The sequence below is a fragment of the Brumimicrobium glaciale genome (genome assembly GCF_004152935.1).
GTDB classification, from domain to species: domain Bacteria; phylum Bacteroidota; class Bacteroidia; order Flavobacteriales_D; family Crocinitomicaceae; genus Brumimicrobium; species Brumimicrobium glaciale.
On the sequence record NZ_SETE01000010.1, the window covers coordinates 1 to 24,842 of the forward strand.

General features: G+C 32.5%; 21 protein-coding genes and 1 pseudogene. 12 read left to right on the forward strand and 10 right to left on the reverse strand.

What is annotated here, in order from left to right:
- Positions 1-486 precede the first annotated feature (486 nt).
- The 8 genes and pseudogenes from ERX46_RS16950 (at position 487) to ERX46_RS16980 (ending at position 9,195) form a co-directional block, all read left to right on the forward strand.
- Positions 487-1,803 (forward strand): APC family permease, encoded by a 1,317-nt coding sequence (locus tag ERX46_RS16950; RefSeq protein WP_130095060.1) that lies wholly within the window; start codon positions 487-489, stop codon positions 1,801-1,803.
- Between the two features lie 381 nt (positions 1,804-2,184).
- A complete protein-coding gene (locus ERX46_RS16955; RefSeq protein ID WP_130095061.1) occupies positions 2,185-3,414 on the forward strand; it encodes a hypothetical protein in 1,230 nt (409 codons plus the stop codon).
- Positions 3,415-3,574: 160 nt separating this feature from the next.
- Positions 3,575-3,787 (forward strand): hypothetical protein, encoded by a 213-nt coding sequence (locus tag ERX46_RS16960; RefSeq protein WP_207214197.1) that lies wholly within the window; start codon positions 3,575-3,577, stop codon positions 3,785-3,787.
- Between the two features lie 274 nt (positions 3,788-4,061).
- Positions 4,062-5,000, forward strand: coding sequence for a hypothetical protein (locus tag ERX46_RS16965; protein WP_130095063.1), 939 nt, complete (start codon positions 4,062-4,064; stop codon positions 4,998-5,000).
- A gap of 197 nt (positions 5,001-5,197) precedes the next feature.
- Entirely contained in the window at positions 5,198-5,794 is a 597-nt protein-coding gene (locus ERX46_RS16970) for a hypothetical protein (protein WP_130095064.1), read from the forward strand.
- 156 nt (positions 5,795-5,950) lie between these two features.
- Positions 5,951-6,148 (forward strand): annotated as a pseudogene (locus ERX46_RS17900) (DUF6364 family protein); the annotation flags it as partial.
- A 178-nt stretch (positions 6,149-6,326) separates the two neighbouring features.
- Positions 6,327-7,349, forward strand: a complete 1,023-nt coding sequence (locus tag ERX46_RS16975; RefSeq protein WP_130095065.1) for an AI-2E family transporter — start codon at positions 6,327-6,329, stop codon at positions 7,347-7,349.
- A gap of 721 nt (positions 7,350-8,070) precedes the next feature.
- A complete protein-coding gene (locus ERX46_RS16980; RefSeq protein WP_130095066.1) occupies positions 8,071-9,195 on the forward strand; it encodes an aminotransferase class I/II-fold pyridoxal phosphate-dependent enzyme in 1,125 nt (374 codons plus the stop codon).
- A gap of 47 nt (positions 9,196-9,242) precedes the next feature.
- On the opposite strand, the gene ERX46_RS16985 is transcribed toward ERX46_RS16980, so the two are convergent.
- A complete protein-coding gene (locus ERX46_RS16985) occupies positions 9,243-10,952 on the reverse strand; it encodes a M61 family metallopeptidase (RefSeq protein WP_130095067.1) in 1,710 nt (569 codons plus the stop codon).
- Between the two features lie 203 nt (positions 10,953-11,155).
- Here ERX46_RS16985 and lpdA point away from each other — a divergent pair, with 203 nt between their 5' ends.
- Positions 11,156-12,547 (forward strand): dihydrolipoyl dehydrogenase, encoded by a 1,392-nt coding sequence (lpdA, locus tag ERX46_RS16990; RefSeq protein ID WP_130095068.1) that lies wholly within the window; start codon positions 11,156-11,158, stop codon positions 12,545-12,547.
- Positions 12,548-12,793: 246 nt separating this feature from the next.
- On the opposite strand, the gene ERX46_RS16995 is transcribed toward lpdA, so the two are convergent.
- Complete coding sequence (locus ERX46_RS16995; protein WP_130095069.1) at positions 12,794-14,506, reverse strand: T9SS type A sorting domain-containing protein; 1,713 nt, start codon at positions 14,504-14,506, stop codon at positions 12,794-12,796.
- 910 nt (positions 14,507-15,416) lie between these two features.
- On the opposite strand from ERX46_RS16995, the gene ERX46_RS17000 reads away from it, so the two are divergent.
- Positions 15,417-16,034: an outer membrane protein gene (locus ERX46_RS17000; protein WP_130095070.1), complete on the forward strand. Its 618-nt coding sequence runs from the start codon at positions 15,417-15,419 to the stop codon at positions 16,032-16,034.
- A gap of 212 nt (positions 16,035-16,246) precedes the next feature.
- Here the strand turns inward: ERX46_RS17000 and ERX46_RS17005 are convergent, their stop codons facing one another.
- Positions 16,247-16,762, reverse strand: coding sequence for a lipocalin family protein (locus ERX46_RS17005; RefSeq protein WP_130095071.1), 516 nt, complete (start codon positions 16,760-16,762; stop codon positions 16,247-16,249).
- 295 nt (positions 16,763-17,057) lie between these two features.
- Here ERX46_RS17005 and ERX46_RS17010 point away from each other — a divergent pair, with 295 nt between their 5' ends.
- Positions 17,058-17,666: an outer membrane beta-barrel protein gene (locus ERX46_RS17010; protein WP_130095072.1), complete on the forward strand. Its 609-nt coding sequence runs from the start codon at positions 17,058-17,060 to the stop codon at positions 17,664-17,666.
- 394 nt (positions 17,667-18,060) lie between these two features.
- Positions 18,061-19,335, forward strand: coding sequence for a chloride channel protein (locus ERX46_RS17015; protein ID WP_130095073.1), 1,275 nt, complete (start codon positions 18,061-18,063; stop codon positions 19,333-19,335).
- Positions 19,336-19,465: 130 nt separating this feature from the next.
- On the opposite strand, the gene ERX46_RS17020 is transcribed toward ERX46_RS17015, so the two are convergent.
- The 7 genes from ERX46_RS17020 to ERX46_RS17050 all read right to left on the reverse strand — a co-directional run bounded on the left by ERX46_RS17020 (position 19,466) and on the right by ERX46_RS17050 (position 24,692).
- Complete coding sequence (locus tag ERX46_RS17020; protein WP_130095074.1) at positions 19,466-20,332, reverse strand: FKBP-type peptidyl-prolyl cis-trans isomerase; 867 nt, start codon at positions 20,330-20,332, stop codon at positions 19,466-19,468.
- A 1-nt stretch (position 20,333) separates the two neighbouring features.
- Positions 20,334-20,855, reverse strand: coding sequence for an FKBP-type peptidyl-prolyl cis-trans isomerase (locus tag ERX46_RS17025; protein ID WP_130095075.1), 522 nt, complete (start codon positions 20,853-20,855; stop codon positions 20,334-20,336).
- 2 nt (positions 20,856-20,857) lie between these two features.
- Positions 20,858-21,868 (reverse strand): DHH family phosphoesterase, encoded by a 1,011-nt coding sequence (locus ERX46_RS17030; protein ID WP_130095076.1) that lies wholly within the window; start codon positions 21,866-21,868, stop codon positions 20,858-20,860.
- 21 nt (positions 21,869-21,889) lie between these two features.
- Positions 21,890-22,390, reverse strand: a complete 501-nt coding sequence (locus tag ERX46_RS17035; protein WP_130095077.1) for a hypothetical protein — start codon at positions 22,388-22,390, stop codon at positions 21,890-21,892.
- Between the two features lie 12 nt (positions 22,391-22,402).
- The gene (locus ERX46_RS17040; protein ID WP_130095078.1) at positions 22,403-23,290 is read right to left on the reverse strand and encodes a hypothetical protein; all 888 of its coding nucleotides are present in this window, start codon (positions 23,288-23,290) and stop codon (positions 22,403-22,405) included.
- An 89-nt stretch (positions 23,291-23,379) separates the two neighbouring features.
- Positions 23,380-24,252: a 4-hydroxy-tetrahydrodipicolinate synthase gene (dapA, locus tag ERX46_RS17045; protein ID WP_130095079.1), complete on the reverse strand. Its 873-nt coding sequence runs from the start codon at positions 24,250-24,252 to the stop codon at positions 23,380-23,382.
- Positions 24,252-24,692 carry a hypothetical protein gene (locus ERX46_RS17050; protein ID WP_130095080.1) on the reverse strand — a complete coding sequence of 147 codons (441 nt, stop codon included), beginning with the start codon at positions 24,690-24,692 and terminating at the stop codon, positions 24,252-24,254. The genes dapA and ERX46_RS17050 overlap by 1 nt, the downstream gene beginning before the upstream one ends.
- Between the last annotated feature and the right edge of the window lie 150 nt (positions 24,693-24,842).

Here is a 24,842-nt window from a genome sequence, read left to right on the forward strand (position 1 = left end):
CAATGATGTGCTTACTCATCCATACAACTATGCCTCTTATCCCGTTCCTGTTCGTCAGTTCAGACTTTTGTAGTCTCGCTTACTTCACTGCATGGATCGCTCCAAACCAGCTTGCGACTTACTAATGCTTCCAGGCGTTACCCCAGCACATGAGAGACTTACACTCTCTGGACTTTCTCACAACTTGTTGTGAGAATTTATTTATATTTACCATTCAAGGCACACACACAGCCTTTGCCGTCAGCCTGTAAAACCTTCGATTTTTACATTCATGTAAATCTAAAGTTTGTATCTTCGATAAAACATTTAGCAAACAGGCCGCCGCAAAGGCCCAAACGTTAGCAACAAGTGTAAAAAAGCCTTACAACTCAGCAGATATGTGAAGAATTAGAGCATAATTATCAAATAATAAAAATCAAAAAAGGTAATTCTAAAGAATACATAACAACCTTTTTTAAAAACAAACAGATTAAACACTTTTTAAAAATGAATAGTTCTACAAAAAAAATAAGTTTATGGTCGGCAGTTGGAATAGGCGTTGGAGCCATGATTGGTGCTGGAATATTTGCACTTATGGGAGAGGCCGGAGCAATTGCAGGTAAAGCGGTTTACCTCTCATTTATTTTAGGAGGATTTGTAGCAGCAATTAGTGGTTACTCCTTAGCAAAACTAGGAGCACGTTACCCTGTCGCTGGTGGTATTGTAGAATATGTAGTTCAGTCTTTCGGTATAAACATTTTTACTGGTGCGATAAGTGTTATGTTGTATTTAGCAACCATATTATCACTGGCATTATTGGCTAAGGCATTTGGAAGCTATGCTGCAGCTTTATCAAATTTCAAAGGGTCTTTGCTACACACTAATATATTTGCTCTATCGATAATGACATTACTTGGTATAGTGCAATATTTCGGAATAAAAAAGATAATCAAATTTCAGAATGTAGCAATCATAATTACCATTACAATATTAGTCACAATTGCCACAGGAGGTTTAATCAATATGAAACCTGAATTAATGGCACCGGCATTATATCCTTCATCCAATAAAATACTCTTTAGCCTTGCTATAACCTTCTTTTCATACGAAGGATTTAGAATAATTACGAATACCGCTGAAGATATTATTAATCCAGAAAAGAACTTAGTTAGAGCAATTTTTATTTCAATTGCTATTACAATGGTTATTTACACTGCATTGGCAGTTGCTGTTTTTGGCAACCTGGAAGTTGACCAGGTAATTGAAGCTAAAGACTTTGCTTTGGCTGAAGCAGCTAAACCTATTTTTGGAGCAATTGGGTTTACCATTATTTCAATTGCCGCATTGTTTGCTACATCATCATCTATTAATGCCGTATTATACGCTGCAACTAATATTTCTTATCAAATGGCAAAAAATGGTGAGTTACCCGGATTCTTTGCCAAACCAATCGGACAAACCAGAGAGGGTTTATTAGTAACTGTATTTTTAACAGCGATACTGATAATCTTTCTGAATTTATTACAAATAGCCGCAGTTGGTTCTATTACTGTATTGTTTATTCACGCAGTAACGCACTTAGGCCATCTTAAAGTTATTCAGCAAACTAAGGCATCAAAATTTTTGGTTGTTACTGCTTTGCTTACCACATTGGCAGTAATAGTGTTGTTTTTAATATATTCTATTAAAGACTCGTATACTATACTTTATTTATTTATTGGAATACTTACGCTGTCATTTTTAATAGAACTAATTATCAGATCAATTACAAATAGAAAAGTTAATAAAGGTAGTGAAGGATTTTTTCGTAAAATTTTTAAATAAAAAAAGTAACCTTCCAATTTTATTTCATAACCTCCTTTAATAGTTGCTAACAAACAACTTGCCTTTCAAACGAAGAGAAAGAAAAAAGGGCAGCAGAGTTGATCATTGCCTGTCTCGTTTCTTTAGCAGTTTTATTCAATCTACCATCTTGACTGCAATTCTGTTGCTATTTCAAAGTACGTTTAAATCTTTGTAACCTTTGATAACGCAGGGCACACACCAGTTGCTAACACGCGGTATAAAATATTGGGGTTTTAGTGGTTATTCGAGCATTCTACCACGCATCAAGTTCGGTGTAACTGGATAGGAAAATAGCCCGCAATCCCCAACGATTTCATACCGCCACCGTTAGCCCCATTATAACAACCTCCTATAAAACGAATGAAGATTAAAACCCAAATACTGATACTTATTTTATTGACTTCATTCGGAGAATTGAAAAGTCAAGATAGCACCATTTTGCTTAATAATTATGAATCCTATATAAGTCAAGCGACTGAAATGAAATATGGATTAAAGATGCGATTGAATAATGGAGCTATTGATAGTATCACGCCCTATTTAAACATAAAATTCGTGATTAAGAGTTATAAGAAATCAGATACTATTCGTTTATTAAATAATCAGGAAAAAACCTTAATTGGTTTCTTTAGTAAAGATTATAATACTCTTCTACAAGATATTTTAGGAAAAGAACATTATTATAATTTTGAATATACTCGAGTGAATAGATACTCCGATTATATACCACAATTAAATTATGAATTAAAAGACTTCTGGATTGAAAGTAGTGAAAGAGTACTATCTCAAATTGAGGAAAGTTCACTGTCTGAAAGTGATAAAACGATTTTATCCAATTACTGGAAAAATGCAATAAATAAACTTTATGGTTTTCCATTTCATTCTTATTTCAATCAAGACTCTCTTAACAAAATATCTACTGAATTAATAGATAATTCAAGCGATACAACTTACAATTATTTTATAAAAAATTATTTAAGATACAGATATACTTATGGAGATTGGGGGATTGGTGCAGATATAACACCCTTTGGTTATGCAAAATTTACAAATGATTTATCCGATTATTTTATAAATGGATTTGCAGGAGGTGTAAATATTGATATTTCAAAAAGGAAGTGGATCTATAATATTAAACTATATGGATTCAATGCAGATATAAATAAGAATATTACGTATAAATCAGATTGGAATACAACTGGACGAATTTTTTCATTTAACGCAGGTTTAAACATAGGATATTCAATTTTAGATAATAATAGATTTAGAATAACTCCTACTGGTGGGTTAGGTATTGGCGGAATCCGATATATTGAGGGGGATTCAACAATTGAAAAAACAAACGCTTTAATTCAACCAAATTTGGCTATGATTATAGATTTAAAATTCAACATTCCAGTAAAACGTTACCGTGAAAAACATAAGAGTTATTATGGAGCAGATAAAGAGGTTGGATATTGGTATTTAAGATTTTATGGTGGCTGTCATCCTTTGGGTTTCAATAATAAATTTGAGCAAAATGGAAGTATTTGGTACTTTAACATTGGACTTGGAGGATTTATTAGTCCACCTAAAAGGTTGATTGAATAAAATACTGGTGTCAACATGTGGTCATAAAAAAATGCCAAGTGAAGTACTTAATTGTAAATTTAGTACTTTTAATCAATGTTTTACGGATTGATAATAAAGAGCTTTAACAATGGCAACTTTTCATACCAAATTAACGTTATGCAAAAGTAGAAATGACCAAATGATTCAGTCGAAATTCATACAAGATATTCTAACATTACTTCTTGAAGGAGATGAGGAAAGTGAAGAAGTAAAAAAACAAATAGACTTCTTGACTGAAACTAAATTCGATTACACTGGAGTTGGAGTGTTTATCTCTTTTGAGCACATGAACGGAATTAAAAAATTTAAAGCAACAAAAGCCGATTTAATTTTAAACGGATTGACTATTTAGAGATTTGGTCATTTAACGGGGAATACCCTAAGAAAGAACTATCAGAATATGAATTAAAACAAGAATGGGTGACCGAATAATAACTAATATTGTTGACAGTTTAACAGAACTAGCACTGTTGCTTCATCAGTATATGCATTTCACAGTTTCCTGAAATTCATTACCTTTAACCAACAACGCCAAATCGCTGATTTACTCGTTTGATCAGTTTTTAAAGGTATTCGTGATGTCGCCTTGCTTAGTTGGTTTTTAAGAAAACAAATTATCAAAAATAATGAGAAAAGTACTGCAAATTCTAATCACGCTTATACTAATTTCGGTAGCTAGCTGCCAATCAAAGACGGAAATTGTATCTAACGTTGAAGTACTTACGAAGAGTGAACAAAAAGATTCTCTGGACAATGAGCCTTCCAAAATGTGTATTTACCGCGGTCACCGTTATCATCGTATTTATGAGGAAAATGATTTCCCAGGAGAGCAAATTGAAAATTTCAATCCTGACACGATTAAAAAGTATGGATTCAAATACTTAGAAATAACTTCAAGTGTATATGGTTTGACTCGAAAACACTACTTTGATACAAATGGCAGAGTGATTCAAACAGTGCATACTGGTAATTCTCCATTACATCCATCATCAACAGTAGTAATGTCTTATACCACCTCGAAAAAACCCATACCTATGGACAGCGCTTCGATTCATAAAGACTACCCTAAATCTCAATACTACCCTCTCAAAAAAATAGGAAAATTGGAAAGTACGGATACGATTAGTGAAATTAATAAAAAAGCACTTTCTTACCAATGGCCAATTTGGACAAAGCTTGAACCAATTAAAAATGGATGGATTCTTAAATCATATATTGATTCATCCTTAGTTTATAAGGGGATTGTAACAGTAAGTGAAAACTGTGACACAATGATATTGAAAGACCATCGAATGGCAAATTTAAATATTCCACTCGGTCAAGACCTACCCCATTATTTCACCGAATATTTCATTTTTGAAAATGACATTTTAAAGCATTACAAATTTATTACGACAAAACAGACAATTGCCTTAGCAGAGTATAAATGGCCCAAAAAACTCGAAAATGAATTCATATACTTTCCTAATGGTCTAAGAGAGCGTGTTATTCATAAAGAAATAAATAAGTCTGGAGAATTGATTGAAACTATTTACTACAAATATTATAAAGCAATAACATATTGATTATCAATAACTAAATCATGATTTAGATAATCTAAAATATTCGAAGCCTGTACAGAATTACGTGAAACTTAGCCTACATTTCATACCGAAAAGTTTGTTTTCTAGGTTAGGTACGAAAGCTTAGTCCTGACCATTATGCAAAACCTCACTGTAACAAATCGCTCATTCAAATTGTTATTCTTATAAACAGAATAAATATGAGAAAACTACTTATCGTCCTTATTTTAGTTAAAATGTCATTTTTAAGTCTTGGGCAGTTCTCGATGGATTTTACTTTAGGAGCTGGTGAAATGCAACGTAATATTCCTTATGGATACCTTAGCAGTAAATTCAAACCAAGTTTAGAATTGAGTTTAAATTATAAGTTTGATTCTGTACCAATTGAAATCAATTTCTCTCCATATCTCCTTTCCAATACAATTTATGAGCAGTTTCCCAACTATGAAAATATTGTCGCTAATTACTATCCACAGATTGTCATTATGAGCGGTGTGGGAACTTATTCAGAAATAAATAAATTTTTGAAAATTTTCGCGAGTATTCAATTCGGATATTGGCATACAAAAACCTCCTACTCTACTTCCTTTGGTGATATAAGCAATTTTCAAAACTTTAAAAAGGAAATAAACCAGTTTGCAATTGGTCCAAAATTCAAACTACAATTTGGTAAAAAGAACCTAAAAGCAATTTTGACCTATGAGGAATATTTTTTAAGTGCCAGCCCAGGTTCAAGGTTTGGAAAAGATAGATTTACTAATTTAACGATGGGTATTTCTTATCACTTCTTGAAATAGAACTTCGGTGCCAAACACCAAACGTTAACTTGCAGTTATAAAATCTTGCATACTGAGTAGATAAAACCTAAATTTATACGTAAAAAGCAATCCGAATGAAAACTAAATTAACCTTATTAGTGATGAAAAGGTAATTGAAGAGGTAAAAAATATGCTAAATCAAATGGTAAAAGCTTATCTAGTATTGTTGAAGAATTTCTCAGTTCACTTGTCTTAAAAGAAGAAACAAATAAGAAAAAATCATCTTTGAAAATTGTGAGGGAATTAAAAGAGTCTGTCAAGCTACCTGATGATTTTACTTCATACAAAGAGCTTTTAAAAAATGCATTATTTGAAAAACACTTGGGAAAATGAAATTGACAAAACCACAACCAATTATTTGAAATGCCAACTGGAATTGCAGCAGAACGAGAAAAAATTGGTGGTGAATGTAAACCCTTTAAAATTTGAAATAAACATTATTTATCCATCCAAAAAAGTGATATTCGTAAAATTATTATTTCCAAATAAGCAAAGCATCAAATAAACACACATGAAAAACACAGCTTACTTTTTTATAATAACCATTTCCATAGTATTCATCCTAATCGTAGGAAAAGCCATACTTATACCTTTTGTTTTTGCCTTATTACTGTGGTTTATAGTTCGTTTTATTCGAGAACAATTAAATAAAATCCATTTTATTAAAAAGTACTTCCCGCTGTGGTTGAAAAACTTAATTCCTTCTATATTATTAGTTGCTTTGTTTACAATTATCTCAAAATTATTGATGGTCAATATTAATATTTTGACGAAATCTTATTCCTCCTATGAAGGGAATGTCTATGTTTTGATTACTCAAGTCAACGAACTATTTCAGATCAATTTATTGGAATACTTTAAATCAAATTCTAGTAATTTTAATTTCATAAGCATCCTTCAAAGAATCATCGAATCCTTAACAAGTCTGGTGAGCAACACCTTTATTATTATCATTTACACGTTATTTATTCTTCTAGAAGAAACTCACTTTTACACCAAGTTGAAAACTGTTATTTCTGGCGAAAGTCAATTTAGGCACCTCTCAAGAGTCCTCGGCAAAATTGATACATCAGTGAGTAAATATATAGGATTAAAAACATTAGTGAGTTTTACAACTGGTTTCGCGAGTTACTTAGCTTTATATTTCATAGGCGTTGATGCCCCCCTATTTTGGGCATTTTTAATCTTCCTTTTAAACTACATTCCCACAATTGGCTCTTTAATAGCGACTATTTTTCCAGTAATTTTCTGCTTACTCCAGTTTGGTGATTTCTCTAAAGGATTATTAGTATTGACTGTTGTGGGCGGTATTCAGGTTATTGTTGGAAATATATTAGAACCTAAATTAGCGGGAAACTCATTAAATATTAGTCCTTTTGTAGCCATATTTGCCTTGTCATTTTGGGGAGCAATTTGGGGAATTACAGGAATGTTTTTAAGCGTCCCTATTACCGTTATTATGGTAATCATCTTTTCTAACTTTAAGAATACTAAAGCTATTGCAATTATGTTTTCTGAAAAAGGAAAGATTTGATTGTCATTTGTTTGAAATTTAATTAAGGGATTTTAAAGTAAAAACTTTAGTAATTAATCTAACGCTAATATATGGTGTAATTAAAAGTCAATTGAAAACATTTAGAACAACAATAGCATTTATTCAAGCTCTATTTACACTTATCGGATTTGGTGTAATGAATGCTTTTTTTTATGCCATGGCTATTAAACTTACAGAAGAAATGAAAGAAATCTCAATCCCACCCTTTTCATCAGATTGAGATCGTTTAAATTCCGCGCAATAAAATCTGAATACAAAATGATTTGCCTACGTAAATCTTCTTCTAAATGTAAGATGTTACAATATGAAAAACAGAAATAAAACGCTAGTCGAATAAAACTGTCTAAATCCACTCAATCCCAACGATAAAGCGCTTCAACGTTTCATGAGTACTTATTTTTTTTATATTTACTGCGGGTAAAAAGATATTGAGAATTTGAATTCAGTATATCAAACTAAGGAAGAGTTACTTGCGTTTAAAACAACGTGAATAATAGAAATAATGAATTAAGCGGAACCAATTCACCGTCAACTTCATAATCAATTAGGGGTAAAACATTTTCTTTGTTGAATATAAATATTGGCGTTGATTTTAAGATATTGCTCGTGAGTTGTTATCATCTGATATGAAGTTTAAAGTTGCTAATAAAAGATATATATTACTCGATTGAGAGTTAAACGAATAGTACAAAAAGAATAAATGAACAATATTGAATCTATAATGAAAGCGCAGTTGGATTTGCGTACTGAGCAATTGAATATAAGAACATTAGAATCCCATGACGGTTTTACTGACTTCTTTTCCAACGACTATCTTTCACTTGTGGAAATCCCTACCCCTTTGCATATTATAGATAAACCGGGAAGCTCGCGGTTAATTTCTGGAACTACTCCCCTTTTTCTAAAATTGGAAAAAAAATGTGCTGAATTTTTCGATGATGAAGCTGCTTTGGCTTTTAACTCTGGTTACGATGCTAACATAGGTGTTTTTTCATCTATTCCACAACGTGGCGATATGATTCTTTATGATGAAAGCTCACATGCCAGCATGATTGATGGAATGCGATTATCATTGGCACGCAGGAGAAGTTTTAAACACAACGACTTGGCCGATCTTGAAAGAAAGTTACACCAACAATCGAGTAATAATTGTTTTGTTGCCGTTGAAGGACTTTACTCAATGGATGGTGATTTAGCTCCTTTAAAAGAAATGCAGAAATTATGTGACGAATATGGAGCTTTTTTAATTGTTGATGAAGCCCATAGCGGCGGTGTTTATGGACCTGAAGGAAAAGGTTACGCTAAGGCACAAGGAATTCATCCTTTTCTGCGAATTTTTACTTTCGGAAAAGCTTTTAGTAGCCATGGTGCTTGCGTGATTGGAAGTCAAATAACAAAAGATTACTTAACCAATTTTGCTCGTTCTTTTATTTACACAACCGCATTAAGTGAATTTACTGTAGCCAGAACACTTCATATTTTAGAAAATGCGGATTTCAATAAGCAACAAACTTTATTGCAAAAAAATATAAATCATTTTAATAAGATTTTCTCTTCTTTTATATTAACCAGTGACGAAAGATCGCCTATCAAAATTTTACGTTTAAAAGATAGAAAAGAAATAAGAGCTGTTGAAAAAGAACTGCATAATCAAAGATTCGGAACTGTAGCTGTATTTTCTCCAGCTGTTCCAAAGGAAAAGGAATGTTTAAGATTTTCAATTCACTCTTATAATTCAATAGAAGAAATCGATAAATTGTACGCAGTTATTCAAGGCAGTTTACAAGCTGAAAATAAGCCTAAGGCTTTGGAAATTAAGCTTTAAAATAGACAGGTGGCTGAGCAGAGTCGAAGCCACCTGTCTAGTTTATTTTAAACATTTCTCCATACATCAAAAGCATCAATATGATCTTTGTCCAAACTAGGTGCTGGTTTTAAGAAATATCTTTGGTAATATTCATTTTTAGAAGCAGTTAAGTGCAAATTCACCAAAGCTCCTTTTCTATTGATCACAATTTCTTTATCTTCTCTTCTGTAGAATTTCGCCCATCGATCCGCATTGTTCGTAATCGCCATTTCATTAATTGAAATCACTTTGTCTCCAATCATTGCCCCTGAGATATCCAAAGCGCCACCCGGATATAATGCTGCAATTACTGTTTCATTATTTACTTCCATGATTTTTGCACCAAGATAAGCTCCAAAATCACTTTCTACAGGTTCGTTTTTGTATTCAATTCCGATATATTCCAAGCAATCAATCAATAACGTGGTATAAGCTTTTGTTCCATGAACATAATCGTCAAAATACCATTGCATAGAAACACCAGTCAGTTTTTCGATTTCATTTTGATAATCTTTTTCTGTTACTCCTTTTCCTCGGGCTCCAAAATTAAGGTACATACTGCGCATTACATCGTCCAAATTCTTTTGATTGTCTGTATATTTCAATAATTGAATATCGAGAATGAAAGCCAATAAACAACCTTCAGTATAAATAGAAACTTTTCTACCTGGCGCTCCGGCAACATATCCATCCAACCAAGTATCAAATGAAGAATCTGCGACAGAATAATTGAAACGACCGAAGTTATCCATGTGTTTTTGGATTTGCTTGTTCATTTCAAGTAAATATTGATCCAAATTAAATACTCCACTTTTAAAGAGCATCAAATCTCCCATATAAGTTGTAACTCCTTCAGCGATGTAACCCAATTCAGAATAATTCTCTTTCTTAAAATTGTAAGGAACCATTTCACTTGGACGAATAGATTTCACATTCCAAGTATGATATAATTCGTGTGAACTTACGCCCAATAATTCCTTGTACATTTCTTCAAAAACAGCATAACTTGGTCCAAGTGTTATTACTGTAGATTTTGAATGCTCAACTCCGTGGTAAGTTTGATAAGGTAAAATCTGAATCAAGAAATGATATTCATCTGTTGGGAATTTTGAAAAGGCTTTAATTTGTGACTCGGTAAAAGCTTTAAAATCGTTTTCTAAACGTTTCCAATCTGGTTTAACAATTCCATTAAACCATATATAGAAAGTAGTTCCATCTACCTCATAAGTTGATTTTTGTAATTGAGCCGAACAAATAAATGGACTATCTGCTAACTCATCATAATTTGCTGCAGTGAAAGAATTTTCTTTTACTTTTAGTGAATGAGCAACTTTCCATGATTTTGGAATGTTTAATATTACTGTAATTGGATCGTTGTATGATTCGTCGGTAAACAAACAACAATTCACAGGATTCACATACAATTGTGAAGCATCCAAAAATGTAGAACCAGCGTTTAAATCTGTTGCGTAATAACTATATTTCACAGTAATTGTCTTGCAACCTTCCGTTTGGACAATCCAAGTATTCTTGTTTGCCTTTTGATATTTTAATGCTGAACCATCACCATTAAAAATCTGAAAATGATTTACATTCTTTGCAAAATCACCCAATTCATATCTTCCCGGTCGCCAAGCTGGAAAATAAACTGTAGTTTCCTTTCCAGTCGCTTTAATTTCTGCGGTAATTTGAATGTATTGTTGTTGTGGTGATTTAATATCAAATGTGAATTTCATGGGTTTATGTTTTTTCTTAAAGATAAAAATAATTATCTCTGTTTTTGTATTTGTTTGCGGTTTTGTAAGGGCGTATGTAGGGGCGTTTTGCAAAACGCCCTTACAAAACACCCCTACAAAACAAAAATTCTATTCCTTTATCCTATTATTAAGGGTTAAATCATTAAATTCGCACAACTGAAAAAATTGAAAAATCTAAGAATATGAGTTACGATATTATTGTTGTTGGAAGTGGACCTGGTGGATATGTTACTGCAATCCGCGCTTCGCAGTTGGGTTTAAAGACTGCTATTGTAGAAAAAGAATCACTTGGAGGAGTTTGTTTGAACTGGGGATGTATCCCAACGAAAGCTTTGTTGAAAAGTGCAAACGTTTTTGATTATTTGAATCATGCAGAGGATTACGGAATTACTGTAAAAGACGCAAAAGCTGATTTTGGTAAGATTATCAAAAGAAGTCGTGACGTTGCTGATGGCATGAGTAAAGGTGTTCAATTCTTATTGAAGAAAAACAAAATCGATGTTCTTATGGGTACGGGTAAACTGTTATCTGGTAAGAAAGTTGAAGTGACTGACGCTGATGGTAAAAAGGAAACTTATGCTGCTAGTAAAGGCTTGATTATCGCAACTGGAGCACGTTCTCGTCAATTGCCAAATCTTCCACAAGACGGTAAAAATATTATCGGATACAGAGAAGCAATGACTTTAGAAAAACAACCTAAAAAATTGGTAGTTGTGGGTTCTGGAGCTATAGGAATTGAGTTCGCTTATTTCTACAACTCTTTAGGAACTGAAGTAACTGTAGTTGAATTTCAGGACAGCATTGTTCCTGTTGAAGACAAAGATGTTTCTAAAGAATTAATGAAAAGCTTAAAGAAACAAGGAATTAAAATTATGACAGGTTCTTCAGTTGAAAAAGTTGAAGTTAAAGGAGGAACTTGCAAAGTAAATATCAAAACTAAAAAAGGAGAAGAAAACATCGAATGTGATGTTGTTTTATCAGCTGTTGGAATTGAAGCAAATATCGAGAACATCGGATTAGAAGATGTGGGTATTGCAACTGACAAAGGTAAAATCATGGTAAATGACTTCTATCAAACAAATATCCCAGGTTATTTCGCAATTGGTGACTGTGTACCAGGTCAAGCGTTGGCTCACGTAGCAAGTGCTGAAGGAATTCTTTGTGTTGAAAAGATCGCTGGACATTCTCCAGAGCCTTTAGATTACAATAACATCCCAGGTTGTACTTATGCTTCACCAGAAATTGCATCTGTTGGGTATACAGAAGAGCAAGCAAAAGAAGCGGGTTACGAATTGAAAATCGGTAAATTCCCATTCTCTGCATCAGGAAAAGCAAGTGCTGCTGGAGCAAAAGAAGGTTTCGTGAAATTAATCTTTGATGCAAAATACGGAGAGTTATTAGGTGGTCACATGATTGGAATGAACGTAACGGAAATGATTGCTGAATTAGTAGCAGTTAGAAAGTTAGAGACTACAGGAGAAGAGTTAATTAAAACTGTTCATCCGCACCCAACAATGTCAGAAGCGGTTATGGAGGCTGCGGCAATGGCGTACGGAGAAGTTATCCATCTATAGTTTGAATATAAAGTCCGCTATCGGCGTTGCTTGAAGTTTTGAAAGCAGTCATTGACAAATGTCAACTCCTTGGATTTCAAAACTACAAGCGCCTTGCTATCAGACTTTCTATTTCAAACTTTAGATTTATCTTTAGAAAAGAATATTTAAAGGCGAGAAACTTAATTGTTTCTCGCTTTTTTGGTTTTAAATATTTATGTGATTGATATTTATAAGATTTATTGCAATGTGGTACTGTAGGCTTGCCTACTGAACCACAATCCTTGAACTCACCCAAACACCATCAAAATTCATCATTACAATGTATGTTCCAGTTGATAATTTTGATGTGTTCAATTCATATAAATTGTCCTTTATTTTATTTGAATCAACATTCATTTCTCTTCCTGTAATGGCCAAAACCTTAATCGATTGAATATTGTTTTCTGCGTGAATAGTTAATTTTTCATTTGCTGGATTTGGGAACAATTGAATTAGTTGTTCTCCTTTAATTTCAGATGCTAAACCTGAAACTCCTCCAACTTCTGGATTAATTATCAACTCACAACCATTGGCGTCAGTTATTGTTACTTCGTAAGTTCCAATACATAAATCTACAGCTGCAGGACTAGTGTTCGCAGGAAAGTCAGTCCATGTAAATGTATATGGCCCTACTCCACCACCAACGATAATCTGTATATCTCCTAGACAATCTCCAGAATTATCAGGGGTAATAAATGTGTTAAATAGTATTGCATCTGGCTCTGTGATGTTGATACAATAGTCATCTACTTCTCCTAAATCATCCGTTACTGTAACGCAATATGTTCCAACACTTAAATTTGTTGCTGTTTGTGAAGTTTGATTATTCGCATTTGCATCCCAAAGAAAAGTGTAAGGTGCTTGACCTAAATTTGGTGTAATTGTAGCTTCTCCGTCATTTCCATTATTACACGAAATGTTGTTTTGACTAGGAACCAAAGCCAAGCCATTACTTGTTGGGTAATTGATGTCTACTTTTAATTCAACCGGTAAATGATCCGACATGTAATATAAAGCGCGAACAACATTTGAAGGATATATGCTATTTGAACCTGAAATTAAACTAGAGTTGTAATGGTTTCCGTCGTTTCCAACCGCTCTATAACTTCCTGTTTGATATTGAACATTATCATTGTTATTTAATACGTTTTGAGAAACTAGAATTTGATCAAATCGATCATCCATTCCTCCTTTTGAACCACAATCAAAATTTGCACTTGTTCTTGTCGATTGTGTATGAATTGCAGCGTAAGAAGATGAATTATTCCAATTTCCTGGCGTATTGATTGGATCTTTCAATGCAAATGAACCTGAAGTCATATTCTGATATCCATCGTCGTTTGAAGAATAAACGTTCATATCACCACATACAAATACATTTCTATCGGTAGGACGATTGGCAATATAATTCATTAAAATTTGTGTTTGGGAATCTCTTTGTGCTTCACTTGAACTTGAATTTCCAGCTTTTAAATGCATCATATATACTTCAATAAAAGTAGTGTCGAAATAGACATTCAAATTCGGATCTTTTAAATACAAAATATAATGATCAATTTCACGCGGCGAACTTACTACCACATGCTGACTTTTCAATACAAGTTTATCTGAATTATAGAACATAGCATTGTGCAAATATCCGCTTCCATTGAATGTTGCCGCAATATAATTGGTATTTCCATTCCCGTTTAATGCATCATTCAAAACAGCATCAACTCCCGCTTGAGTTTGAACTTCACAAGCCACAAAAATATCTGGTTGAAGATAATTAGTGATCTTCTTTAAGGTATCCGCTCTATTGGGAACAATGGTATTTGAACCACAATCATCCCTCCCATCTGGATAGTTTAAAAGATTGTAAGAAACGATAGACAAAGTTTCATCTTGTGCAGAAACCACAGACGATAGTGCAATAAAAAGGATAAATAAATATTTCATCCTGCAAAAATAGATAAATTCAAGACGATTTAATTGACAATTCACAATTGATAATTAACAATTGATTGATATGTCTTTATTGATGAGCATTTCCCTTGAATGTTCCCACGAGATAAAATCTCGTGCTAATACTTTATAATTTAACAGAATCTATTTTGGGATAAACATGCGGATAAGCATTATATTTAATCAGAGCTATTTTCATTTCTTCTGTTTCGTGGAATAAAAGCATGAAGAATGTCAATTATTAACCAAAACTAACATAGAAATTACTAAGTAAATATACTAGCACACTAATTGACACATCCAAAAACACATAAATAATTAAAATGAGATCAATTAATTCATTTGTATTAAAATATTTACGTGTTAAATGTCTTTTGAAACAATAGTAATAAAGGAATATTCCTGAAAGTGAAAATAAAGCAGGTATAATATTGATTATGTTTTCGAGACTCCAAAAGTTATCATGTTGTTGTAATCTTAAATCTTTAAGAAATTCAATACCATAAAACATATCATAGAAACCTATTGACCGCAATAAAATGGAGAATGAGAAGAGTATTATAATTTTGATTTTAAGTTTTAAATTCATTTTGTTGCATTTATTTATTTTTCTAAAAGGAAATTAAATCTCAAAACTTCATACCATTTTCCAAGGTTATTTTCAGCGTCGAATTTTTCTACTTTTTGTACTTTCTAGATACACAACTACATAATACCATTATTATTAGCACAATTCTATTTTCCTCATTTTAAAATATCTTTTGTTGATAATGGAGTATAATTTAGAATTCTTCATCTTCATTTTACAAGTTTCTCAATAAAACTTCGATATTTACTTAGCTAGAAGTTAAATTATCCAAAAAATGTTGTTACTATTGTTTTGTTAAAAAAACAAAAAAACACTATGAAAAAATTGAAACTAACACTCATTGGATTAATCTCAATGTTAACAATTAGCACAGCTAATGCGCAAGCACTAGAAGAAGGGGATATAATTATCGATGCCTATTACGGCTTTCCTAACTTGTATAAAACTGTATTTAGAGCTGCTTATGCTGGCTCTGGTCAAGAAATTAATTTAGAAGTAGGTGGAATTGGTCCATTAGGAGTCAGAGGTGAATATATGATTGCAGATCAGTTTGGTGTTGGACTTGATATCGGTTTCTCAAACACTAAAATAAGTTATGAGGAAAAAAGTTACGCTAATGAATCGAATAATTATGAATATAATTTCGATACTCGAAAGATTGGTGTTATGGCAACTTTTAATTACCATTTCGTGAAGAACTCTGACAATTTTGATGCTTATGTAATGGCTGGTGCGGGTTATGGAAATAGAACCTTTAATTACACGTCTACAGAGCCTGGATATGAAATTGCAACATTTAGTTCACCTTTTCCAATAGCAGCTAGAATTGGTGTTGGAATGAGATATTTCTTCAGCGAAAACTTTGGTGCAAGTCTAGCAATGGGCTTTGGACAAGGAGGTTTATTGAATGCCGGAATTTCTCTGAAACTTTAAAATATTTATGTTTTATTAAAGAATGGCTACACATAATTGTGTAGCCATTTTTCGTTTTTAACTCTTTGGAATTTTAAACAACTCAATACCGTAAACCATATCTACAGACCAATCAACCTTAATAGATACAGAAAATAAGAATAGTGTAATGATTTTGAGTTTTAAATTCACTCTGTTATCATAATTCAACATTCATAATTCAGCATTCCTATTTACCTATCGTGTTCAACCCAAATCAAATTCTCAGTTGCGTAACCAATTTCTTTTGCTTTTTGGATATATTTCTCTTTAATTTCCTGCGGAATAATAGGTGTTCTTGACAAAATCCATAAATATTTCAAACTTTCACCAGCCACCAATGCATATTTATAATCATCATCTAGTTCTACAACATTATATCCTGAATAAAATGGACCGAAAAATGAAACTTTTAACATTGCTGTTTGAGTATCTTTGACAAACTTAGCCTTCCCTTCTGCTGATGTCCATTCGTTTTTCACATAATTATATCCTTTGTTCACGACTTTGATTGTTCCATTATCGTTTTTCGAATATTCTGCTGTGGTATTGTTTAAATTCTTCTCAAATCGAAAATCAAAACGTGCTACTTCATACCATTTTCCGAGGTATTTGTCTGCATCGAATTTTTTAACTGCTTCCGCCTTTTTAGGTATTGTTGCACATCCAAACAAACCAAATAGCAACAATGCCAAGCCAACTTTTTTCATGATTATTTATTTTTGTATTCTCCTAAAATTACCTTTTCTTATGACTTAACCAATACGAATAGCGTTAAAATTGACTAGTGACAGAACTTATAATTGTCTCAATTACTCCGTTTTATAAATCAATATCAAGACGTTAACAATTGAATATCAATAATTTTCCATTAAAATTACCTTTTCTTGTCATATTTTAACTTTAGAACATCTTTATTTTACGTTATTTTGAATTTACAATTATTAACTAAATTTTAACCGAATCATATTGAGGTTCAAGTTTTAAATCTATTAAAAAAAAGCTATGAAAAAATTGAAAATTATTACCGCTGGTTTACTTTCCATGTTTGCCATTTTAAGCTTAAATTCATTTAACGCCCAAGTATTAACAAAAGGCGATTTTTTGTTTGACGCCTATATTGGTTCACCTAAAACTTATGAGCTGACTAATAGAAATGATGTTAAAAGATTTGAACGAGAAGATGGTTATTTAATTTACAGTGGTATTGCTCCTATTGGAATAAGAACTGAATACATGATAAGCAATAGAATAGGACTTGGTTTTGATGCAAGTTACACCGATTTGAAAATTTCATCTCTTAGCTATGGAAATGCAAAATTTCATGAATATAAATCAATTGCAACAATGCTAACATTCAATTATCATTTCCTTAAAAGTTCTGAAAAATTTGATTTATATGGAACACTGGGTGTGGGTGCAGCCCTTCGCTCATCAACAGAAATTTCGTATATACCAAAATATCAAAGAGAAGACTATGTTTATGACTATCCTTTAGCTTTAAAAATTGGATTAGGTGCAAGATATTTTATCACTGACAAAATTGGAGTAAATCTATCTGTTGGTTATGGTGAAGGTGGATTTGTAAATGGAGGAATATCAATTAAGTTTTAAAAATATTGAATATTTCAATTTACCGCACTTACTGACTTTAATTCTTTGTAAAAACTCTTTTATGAACTTTTTGTGAGAGAGTTTTTATAAAATTTCTAATTATAAATATATACCAAACCCACTCAATTGAAAAACAAACCCTATATGATTAAGCATAAAATTTTTTGTCAAAATTTATATTTAAAGCATTATAAATCAGCCTAATAAGTACAATATTAATAAAAAATAAGCTATTATTTTTCATGAAGTCTCTATTTCTAGCCTAGAGCTGTAACTAATTCCACCATAATATTCAGGTTAAAAATAGTTGAACGATCAATTAAAGACGAAACCATCCGATACTTTTTAAACAAATTATTACTTTTGCCAGGTTCGATTTTAAAAATAGATTGTAGTGAAGTTAAAAAGTAGAAGAAAACTCGTTAATTACTTAAACATACTTGATCAACCTATCAGGTTTAATCCGTTTCTATTTAGTCGCACATTTTTTCTTTGGGCATTATTGGGATTAATGGGTGGGCTGATAGCTGGAATTTATTGGATCATTCTTGAGATGGTTATTCATTTTTTAGGTCAATTTGAAGGGTGGTTAGTTATACCAACAATGGCAATTTCTGGATTTTTAGCCGGAATTATCATTCACTTTATTGGAGATCCTGGAGAGATATCTTTAATCGTAAACAACATTAGATTCAATAAAGGCAAACTCGATCCTAAGCGGAATCCATCAATGATTTTGTCATCCCTCTTATGTGTTGGCTCCGGAGGAAGTTTAGGTCCAGAAGCTCCACTAGTTCAAGTAACAGGCTCAACAGGAACTTGGCTTGGTAAAGTATTCCGTTTAAAAGGCGAAGAATTACGCTCCATGAGTATCGCTGGAATGGCAGCCGGATTCACCGCATTATTTGGTGCTCCTCTTGGTGGAAGTTTATTCGCTTTGGAAATTCTTCATCACAAACATGTGGTTCAATATTATCAAGCCATTACTCCTGCTCTAGTTTCAAGCTTATTTAGTTATATCGTTTTCGCTTTAATCATTAGTTTAGGATTAGGTGCACTTTGGCAAGTTCCTATCTATGAATACGAAGGAATGTTCGATTTCGGATTAGCAGTTTTATATGGAATTATAGCCGCTGCGGTTGGTTGGTTTTTCATTTATTTAACCAAAACATTCAAGAAAATATTCGAATGGAAAACTATGCCTGTTTACATAAAAATGATGGTAGGAGGAATAATTCTTGGATTTATCTCCTATGCTTTTCCAATTACACGTTATTTTAGCCACTACGAAGTCAATGAATTACTCACAACTCCATATACGTTGTGGATGTTATTGGCCATTTTATTCTTTAAAATAGCTGCAATTTCTATTACTGTAACTTCCGGTTGGAGAGGTGGATTCATCATTCCGCTTTTCTTTGTTGGAGCGACAATTGGATTAATTATCGCTGAAATCTTCCCAGACATCAATGCTTCATTAGCTATAATTTGCAGTATGGCGGCAATCAATTCAACGGTAACGAGAACACCAATGAGTACAACTATTCTTGTAGCAACATTAACAGGCTTTACTTATTTAATTCCGATACTGTTCGCAAGTTTGACTGGATATTTCTTAGCACCTAAATTACCGTTTATTGCTGCGCAGTTGAGAGAGGAGAAGGAATAATGGTTAATGGTTAACGTGTTGTCAATGATGATTTTTGAGCGATGAATAATTCCTAATTAAAAGCCTCAATTACAACGCAGTTGTAATTCATCACCAAACACGTTAATAATTAATAATTTAACATTAATCATTATAAAACAGCCGCCACCTGAACATCATAAAAAATATCCTCACCAGGTTTTACCATTTCAATCAAACCATCATTACCATAAGCTTCTTTAGCTGGAATGAAGACCATTAATCGGTCACCTTCTCTTGCTGAAAGCAATGCTTTGTGTAATCCCGGTACAATGTTTTTATCTCCAATTTTCAGTTTGAATGGTTCTCCTCTTTGGTAGCTGTTGTCATAGCGTGGTTTACTTTCTGAACTTACCCAATAATTGATTAAAACATCATCTTTTGGTTGAATTGAGTCACCAGGTGTTTTTAATTCATCGTATTTCCAAATTTTCACTCCATCAACAGTTGCTGTAGGTTCAAACTTTTCTACAATTCTCATAGAAAGAATATTGTTTGCATTTGGAGGAACAATTCCTTTGATTCCGTTCTTTCCTCTAGCAAATTTTGCGGGTAAGAAAATATCAACATCGTCTCCTACTCTTAGTTCTTGCAAAGCAATATCCCAACCTGATGTTTGTTGATTCCAACCCACTAAAAATGGAATACTTGGCTTTTTTACCTTGTGATTTCCATCGTAAATTGTACCGTCTTCTAATTTCGCGCGATAATCAATCATTACAACGTCGCCTTTCTTCAATTTCTCCCCTTTTCCTTTCTTAAAGTAAGTAATCGTGATTCCGTTATTCAACTTTAAAGTATCACTTGCTTTGTCTATTACAATCTCTTTTTGTGGTGAAAGTGAATCTGATTTCATTTCTTCAACCAAAGCATCATTTTCAGCTGCTTGTTTTTCCTTTTCATCAGAAGTTTTCACCCCTTCAATATCACAAGATGTGAATGTTAAACCAACAATTATAATCATTAAAAAAATTCGCATATCAATATATTTTTACCAATTCTAAATCTATTACCAAAACTTGTAATGGTGGGATTTTTTTAAAATCACCTAATAAACCATGTCCAATATGACTTGGAATTATCAATTTTGCTTTATCTCCTTCAGAAAGGTATTTAATCCCTTCCATAACACCAGTTTCGATATCAGATCTGTCTACTTTAAAAGTACTTACTTCTTTTCCTTCTGTTTTATAAAGTAAAGAATCATTTAGCATTTTCACTTCAAACTTAACATCCACTTTATCTCCTGTCTTAGCAGTTGGTCCTTCAACATCTTCATAAATCCAGTAACGTAATCCTGAACCCGTTGATTTAACTTCCCAATTTTCACGACGTGACAAATACAAACGAATATTGATTTCATCCTCTCTTGTAAATTGTTCGTTCATGGTAGTAGAATGTTCTACTGACCATTCAGGCTCTTTTGGCTGTTCCTCTGGCTTCTGCTCACATGAAAAAAGCAGTCCGGAAAAACTACTTATTAGTATGAATTTTTTTATCATAATTAATTAAATTCTGGCAAAACGCTTTTTATTTTAGCAATTGCTTCTTCCATATTTCCATCCCATCTTCCACCTGATGCATTGGCATGTCCACCACCATGAAAGTAGGTTCCAGCCATGACGTTGATTGGGTTATCTTGTCCTTTTGAACGAAAAGAAATTTTAATTATTCCATCACCTTCTGTTAAAAATATTGATTTTTTCACTCCTTGAATAGAAAGACCAACATTAACCAATCCTTCAGTATCTCCTTTGACATAATTAAAACGAGCTAATTCAGATTTGTCTAAAGAAATTATTGAAGTATCAAACTCTTCTAAGATTTCCATTTTCTCGTTAATTGCATAACTCTTCAAACGCAATTTATCGAAAGTATTGGTATCAAAAACAGCTTCATGAACTTTATATGGTGCAACACCTCCACGCATTAATGTCGCAATAACTTCATGCGTATGCGCCGTTACGCTTGGGAAGCGGAAAGATCCACTGTCTGTCATTATTCCACAATACAAAGGTTCACCGATGTTACTATCCAATAAATTGGTATTTCCCATTGCTTCAATAAAATCAACGATTAACTGCGCCGTTGAGCATGAAGTAGTTTCTGAAAAAAGTAAATCAAATTCTTCTGCTGGATCTAAATGATGATCTATCATTATTTTAAAAGCATTGCTATTGACTAACATTTCTTTCATTACTCCAACTCGACTCATTGCGTTAAAATCTAAGCAAAAAATCACATCTGCCAATTCAACTTGCTTTTTTACTTCTTCAAATTGTGTTTCGGCATCAATGATTTGGTCAATTCCTATCATCCAATCCAAAAAATATGGAGATGGATCTGGATGACAAACTTTTACGTTATACCCTAACTTCTCTAAGTAATGGAAAAGTCCTAATGAACTACCTATCGAATCTCCATCAGGGGATTTATGTGCTACTATAACTATGTTTTTCGATGAGGATAAAACCTCTTTTATTTGAGCAATCTTCTGCTCATTAAATGTTTGCATGTACTTATTATATTTTTTTAATTATCGTAAATCATGTGATTCCGATCTTTTTTCCTCGATTAAAACAATTGAACAAAAAGCTAAATTTGGATCAATTTCTGTTCCATGAATTCTAACTTTTATAGACAAGTTTTGTGTTTTTGCAGTTTGAATAATGGCTTCATCATCTTTGCCAGACAACTCACTATCGTATAAAATCACTTCAGCAGTTTTGTAGGAAACTATTCCTTTTTCAACTATCCGATTAACTTCTTTTATTATCAATTGAAATGAAATATTATTCTTTGTGAAATCTTTTTGTCCTGCCGAAGTTTGAATTCTATACTTTACTCCTGCTTGCGCGATGAATTTCATTTCAAAATCATCTCCAAGATGTAATTCAACTATTTTTGATTGAGAATTTTCAATCCAACCATTAGTAAAATCAGGTGTTATATGATGTGTTGTATGCTCACATTGAGAAAATGAATTCCCTCCAATGAATATTAATGAACCAAATATTAGATGAGCAAATTTAATCATGTTTACTTTTCTTTATGAAATAATTGATGTTCTTATTTGTTTAACTAAAGATTTCATCTCCTTAAAAGAATCAGAGTCAAAAGTGCAAGTTGATCCACCATTAAGAATTAATAATTCTTCTCTATTCTCTATTTCTAGGTCAAAATTTTCACAATTCAACTTTAAATAAACTTGACATATCTCATCAAATTGCTTCAATAAATCATTTAATTGAAGATTATCTTTATAATCCCCTAAAATGCCCATTAAGTTTTCCAATACAAAGCGTTGATCTACAATATGCGTTTGAATTTCACTATTTTCATCGTATTTATTAGCAGAAGTCAACAAAATATGCATTGTTTCAATCCAAGCGCCGCTTAAAATAAATGAAAGTTCAACACCCCTTTGTTTTTCAATTAACTCGTCATAAATAGACAGATAATATTGCGATGAAACCTCAAATAGTTTATTTGAATCATTAGCCAATTCCTCAACATTAATATCCAAATTACCTTTAAATGATTCAGTAATACCAATGTCTTTGCCTAGATTCTTTAATGTTGTGTGGTAGTCCATCCATCTTCCTTTACTTTGACTGAAACGCGTCAAATAAGCTCCATCAGACATAAGAACACCAAAATTTAGTGCTTTTTTAGCATCTGTTGAATAACTAGAAAAATTCGATAATGGGAGTATTAATGAAGGATCAAATTTTGCATTTGAATTATAAAATAAATTCATTTGTTCATTCGGAGATGGAATGGAATAAACGACTAAATTTTTTGGTTCATAATTTTGACCCTCTTCCACTTCCACATTAATTATAGTTTCTTCAACGACAATTGCATCTGCTTCCGAATTACAGGAAACAAACAAAAAAAGTGGAATGGAGATAACATAAATAATATGTTTGGTCATGATATAGTTAAATGGTCTTGGTTCAAAATTAATTATTTTTTCAAGAGCACCCTATTTATTTTAAATTATTAATATTAACCAACAAGTTTTCAAACTATTAGCTTTAATTGCGCTTCCATTTTAGACTTCAAATCATCGCTAATTGTAGTCAAAGGCAAACGGACAGTATCATTTCCAATACCTACCAACTCCAAACAATATTTTATTCCAGATGGATTTCCTTCCGAGAAAAATGAACTTGTGATGTCTAAAACGCTAAAATGTTCTTTTCTCGCTGTTGCTAAATCTCCTTTTAAAGTGGCATTAATCATCGTTGAAAACTGTTTTGGCAATGCGTTGGCCACTACCGAAATCACTCCATGTCCACCCATCGCAATAATTGGCATTGTTAAAGCATCTTCGCCAGACAAAACTGCAAATCCTTCTGGTGCATTCTTTAAAATTTGCATTACTTGCTCAATATTTCCAGAAGCTTCTTTCACTCCAACAATATTTTCGACTTTTGATAAAGCTAAAGTTGTTTCCGCGGTCATGTTACTCGCTGTTCTACCTGGAACATTGTAAAGTATGATTGGCTTTTTTGAAACTTCTGCAATTGCTTTAAAATGTGCAATAATACCGCGTTGACTTGGTTTACTATAATGCGGTGAAGCACTTAAAAATCCATCAACTCCATCATTTTCGAAAGCTTTGATTTCTTCAACTAACGCAGCGGTATTGTTATCTGCCATTCCTAAAACGATAGGTAATTTCCCATTATTTTCCTCTATTACAATAGCTAAAACACGTGTTTTCTCTTCTTTAGTCAACGTAGCAGTTTCTCCTGTTGTTCCTTGAACGACTAAAAAATCTGTTCCATTATCAATTTGAAAATTCACTAATTTACGCAGTGCATTTTCATCTACGCTACCATCTTTCATAAATGGTGTAACAAGCGCCACTCCAGTTCCTTTAAATTGCATTATAATTGAATTTTGGTTAAATACTTATTAATTTGTTGGAATAATTTTCCGTCCAATAATTGGGAATCAATAAATGATAATTCAAAATCTGGCAGTGTATCTTTTTCCATCCCTACACTCCTTAATTTAGAATTTCTTAAAACTTTCCCTAGTAATGGCGATCTTTTTTCCATTGCTACAACTAAAACACCTTCCGACTTATCGATTAATAATTCTCTCAAAGAAGGTGTTTTCAGTTTACCAAAAAGAGTAAAATCCTTTTTAGAAAGATAGTAAACATTAGTTATTTTAGGTAACTCATCAATTTTCACTGAACTATTGATAGAACATATGTAATAAAATGTGTCTGCAATGGAAATATTCTTTTCAACATTGGATTTCAATTGCTGAAAGTCTTCTTTATTTTTCCATTCAGAAATAACAACAATTTTTTTCCTCATTTTTCACTTTTATTTTCTAAATCCTCACTTATCATTCTCCAATTTTTGCATCCTTGAATTGCATTTACAATGGAATGGACGATTTACAAATCGTCCCTACATTGTACCTTTGATGCTGGGTTTTAATGAATCTTTGAATTTTTGCATCCT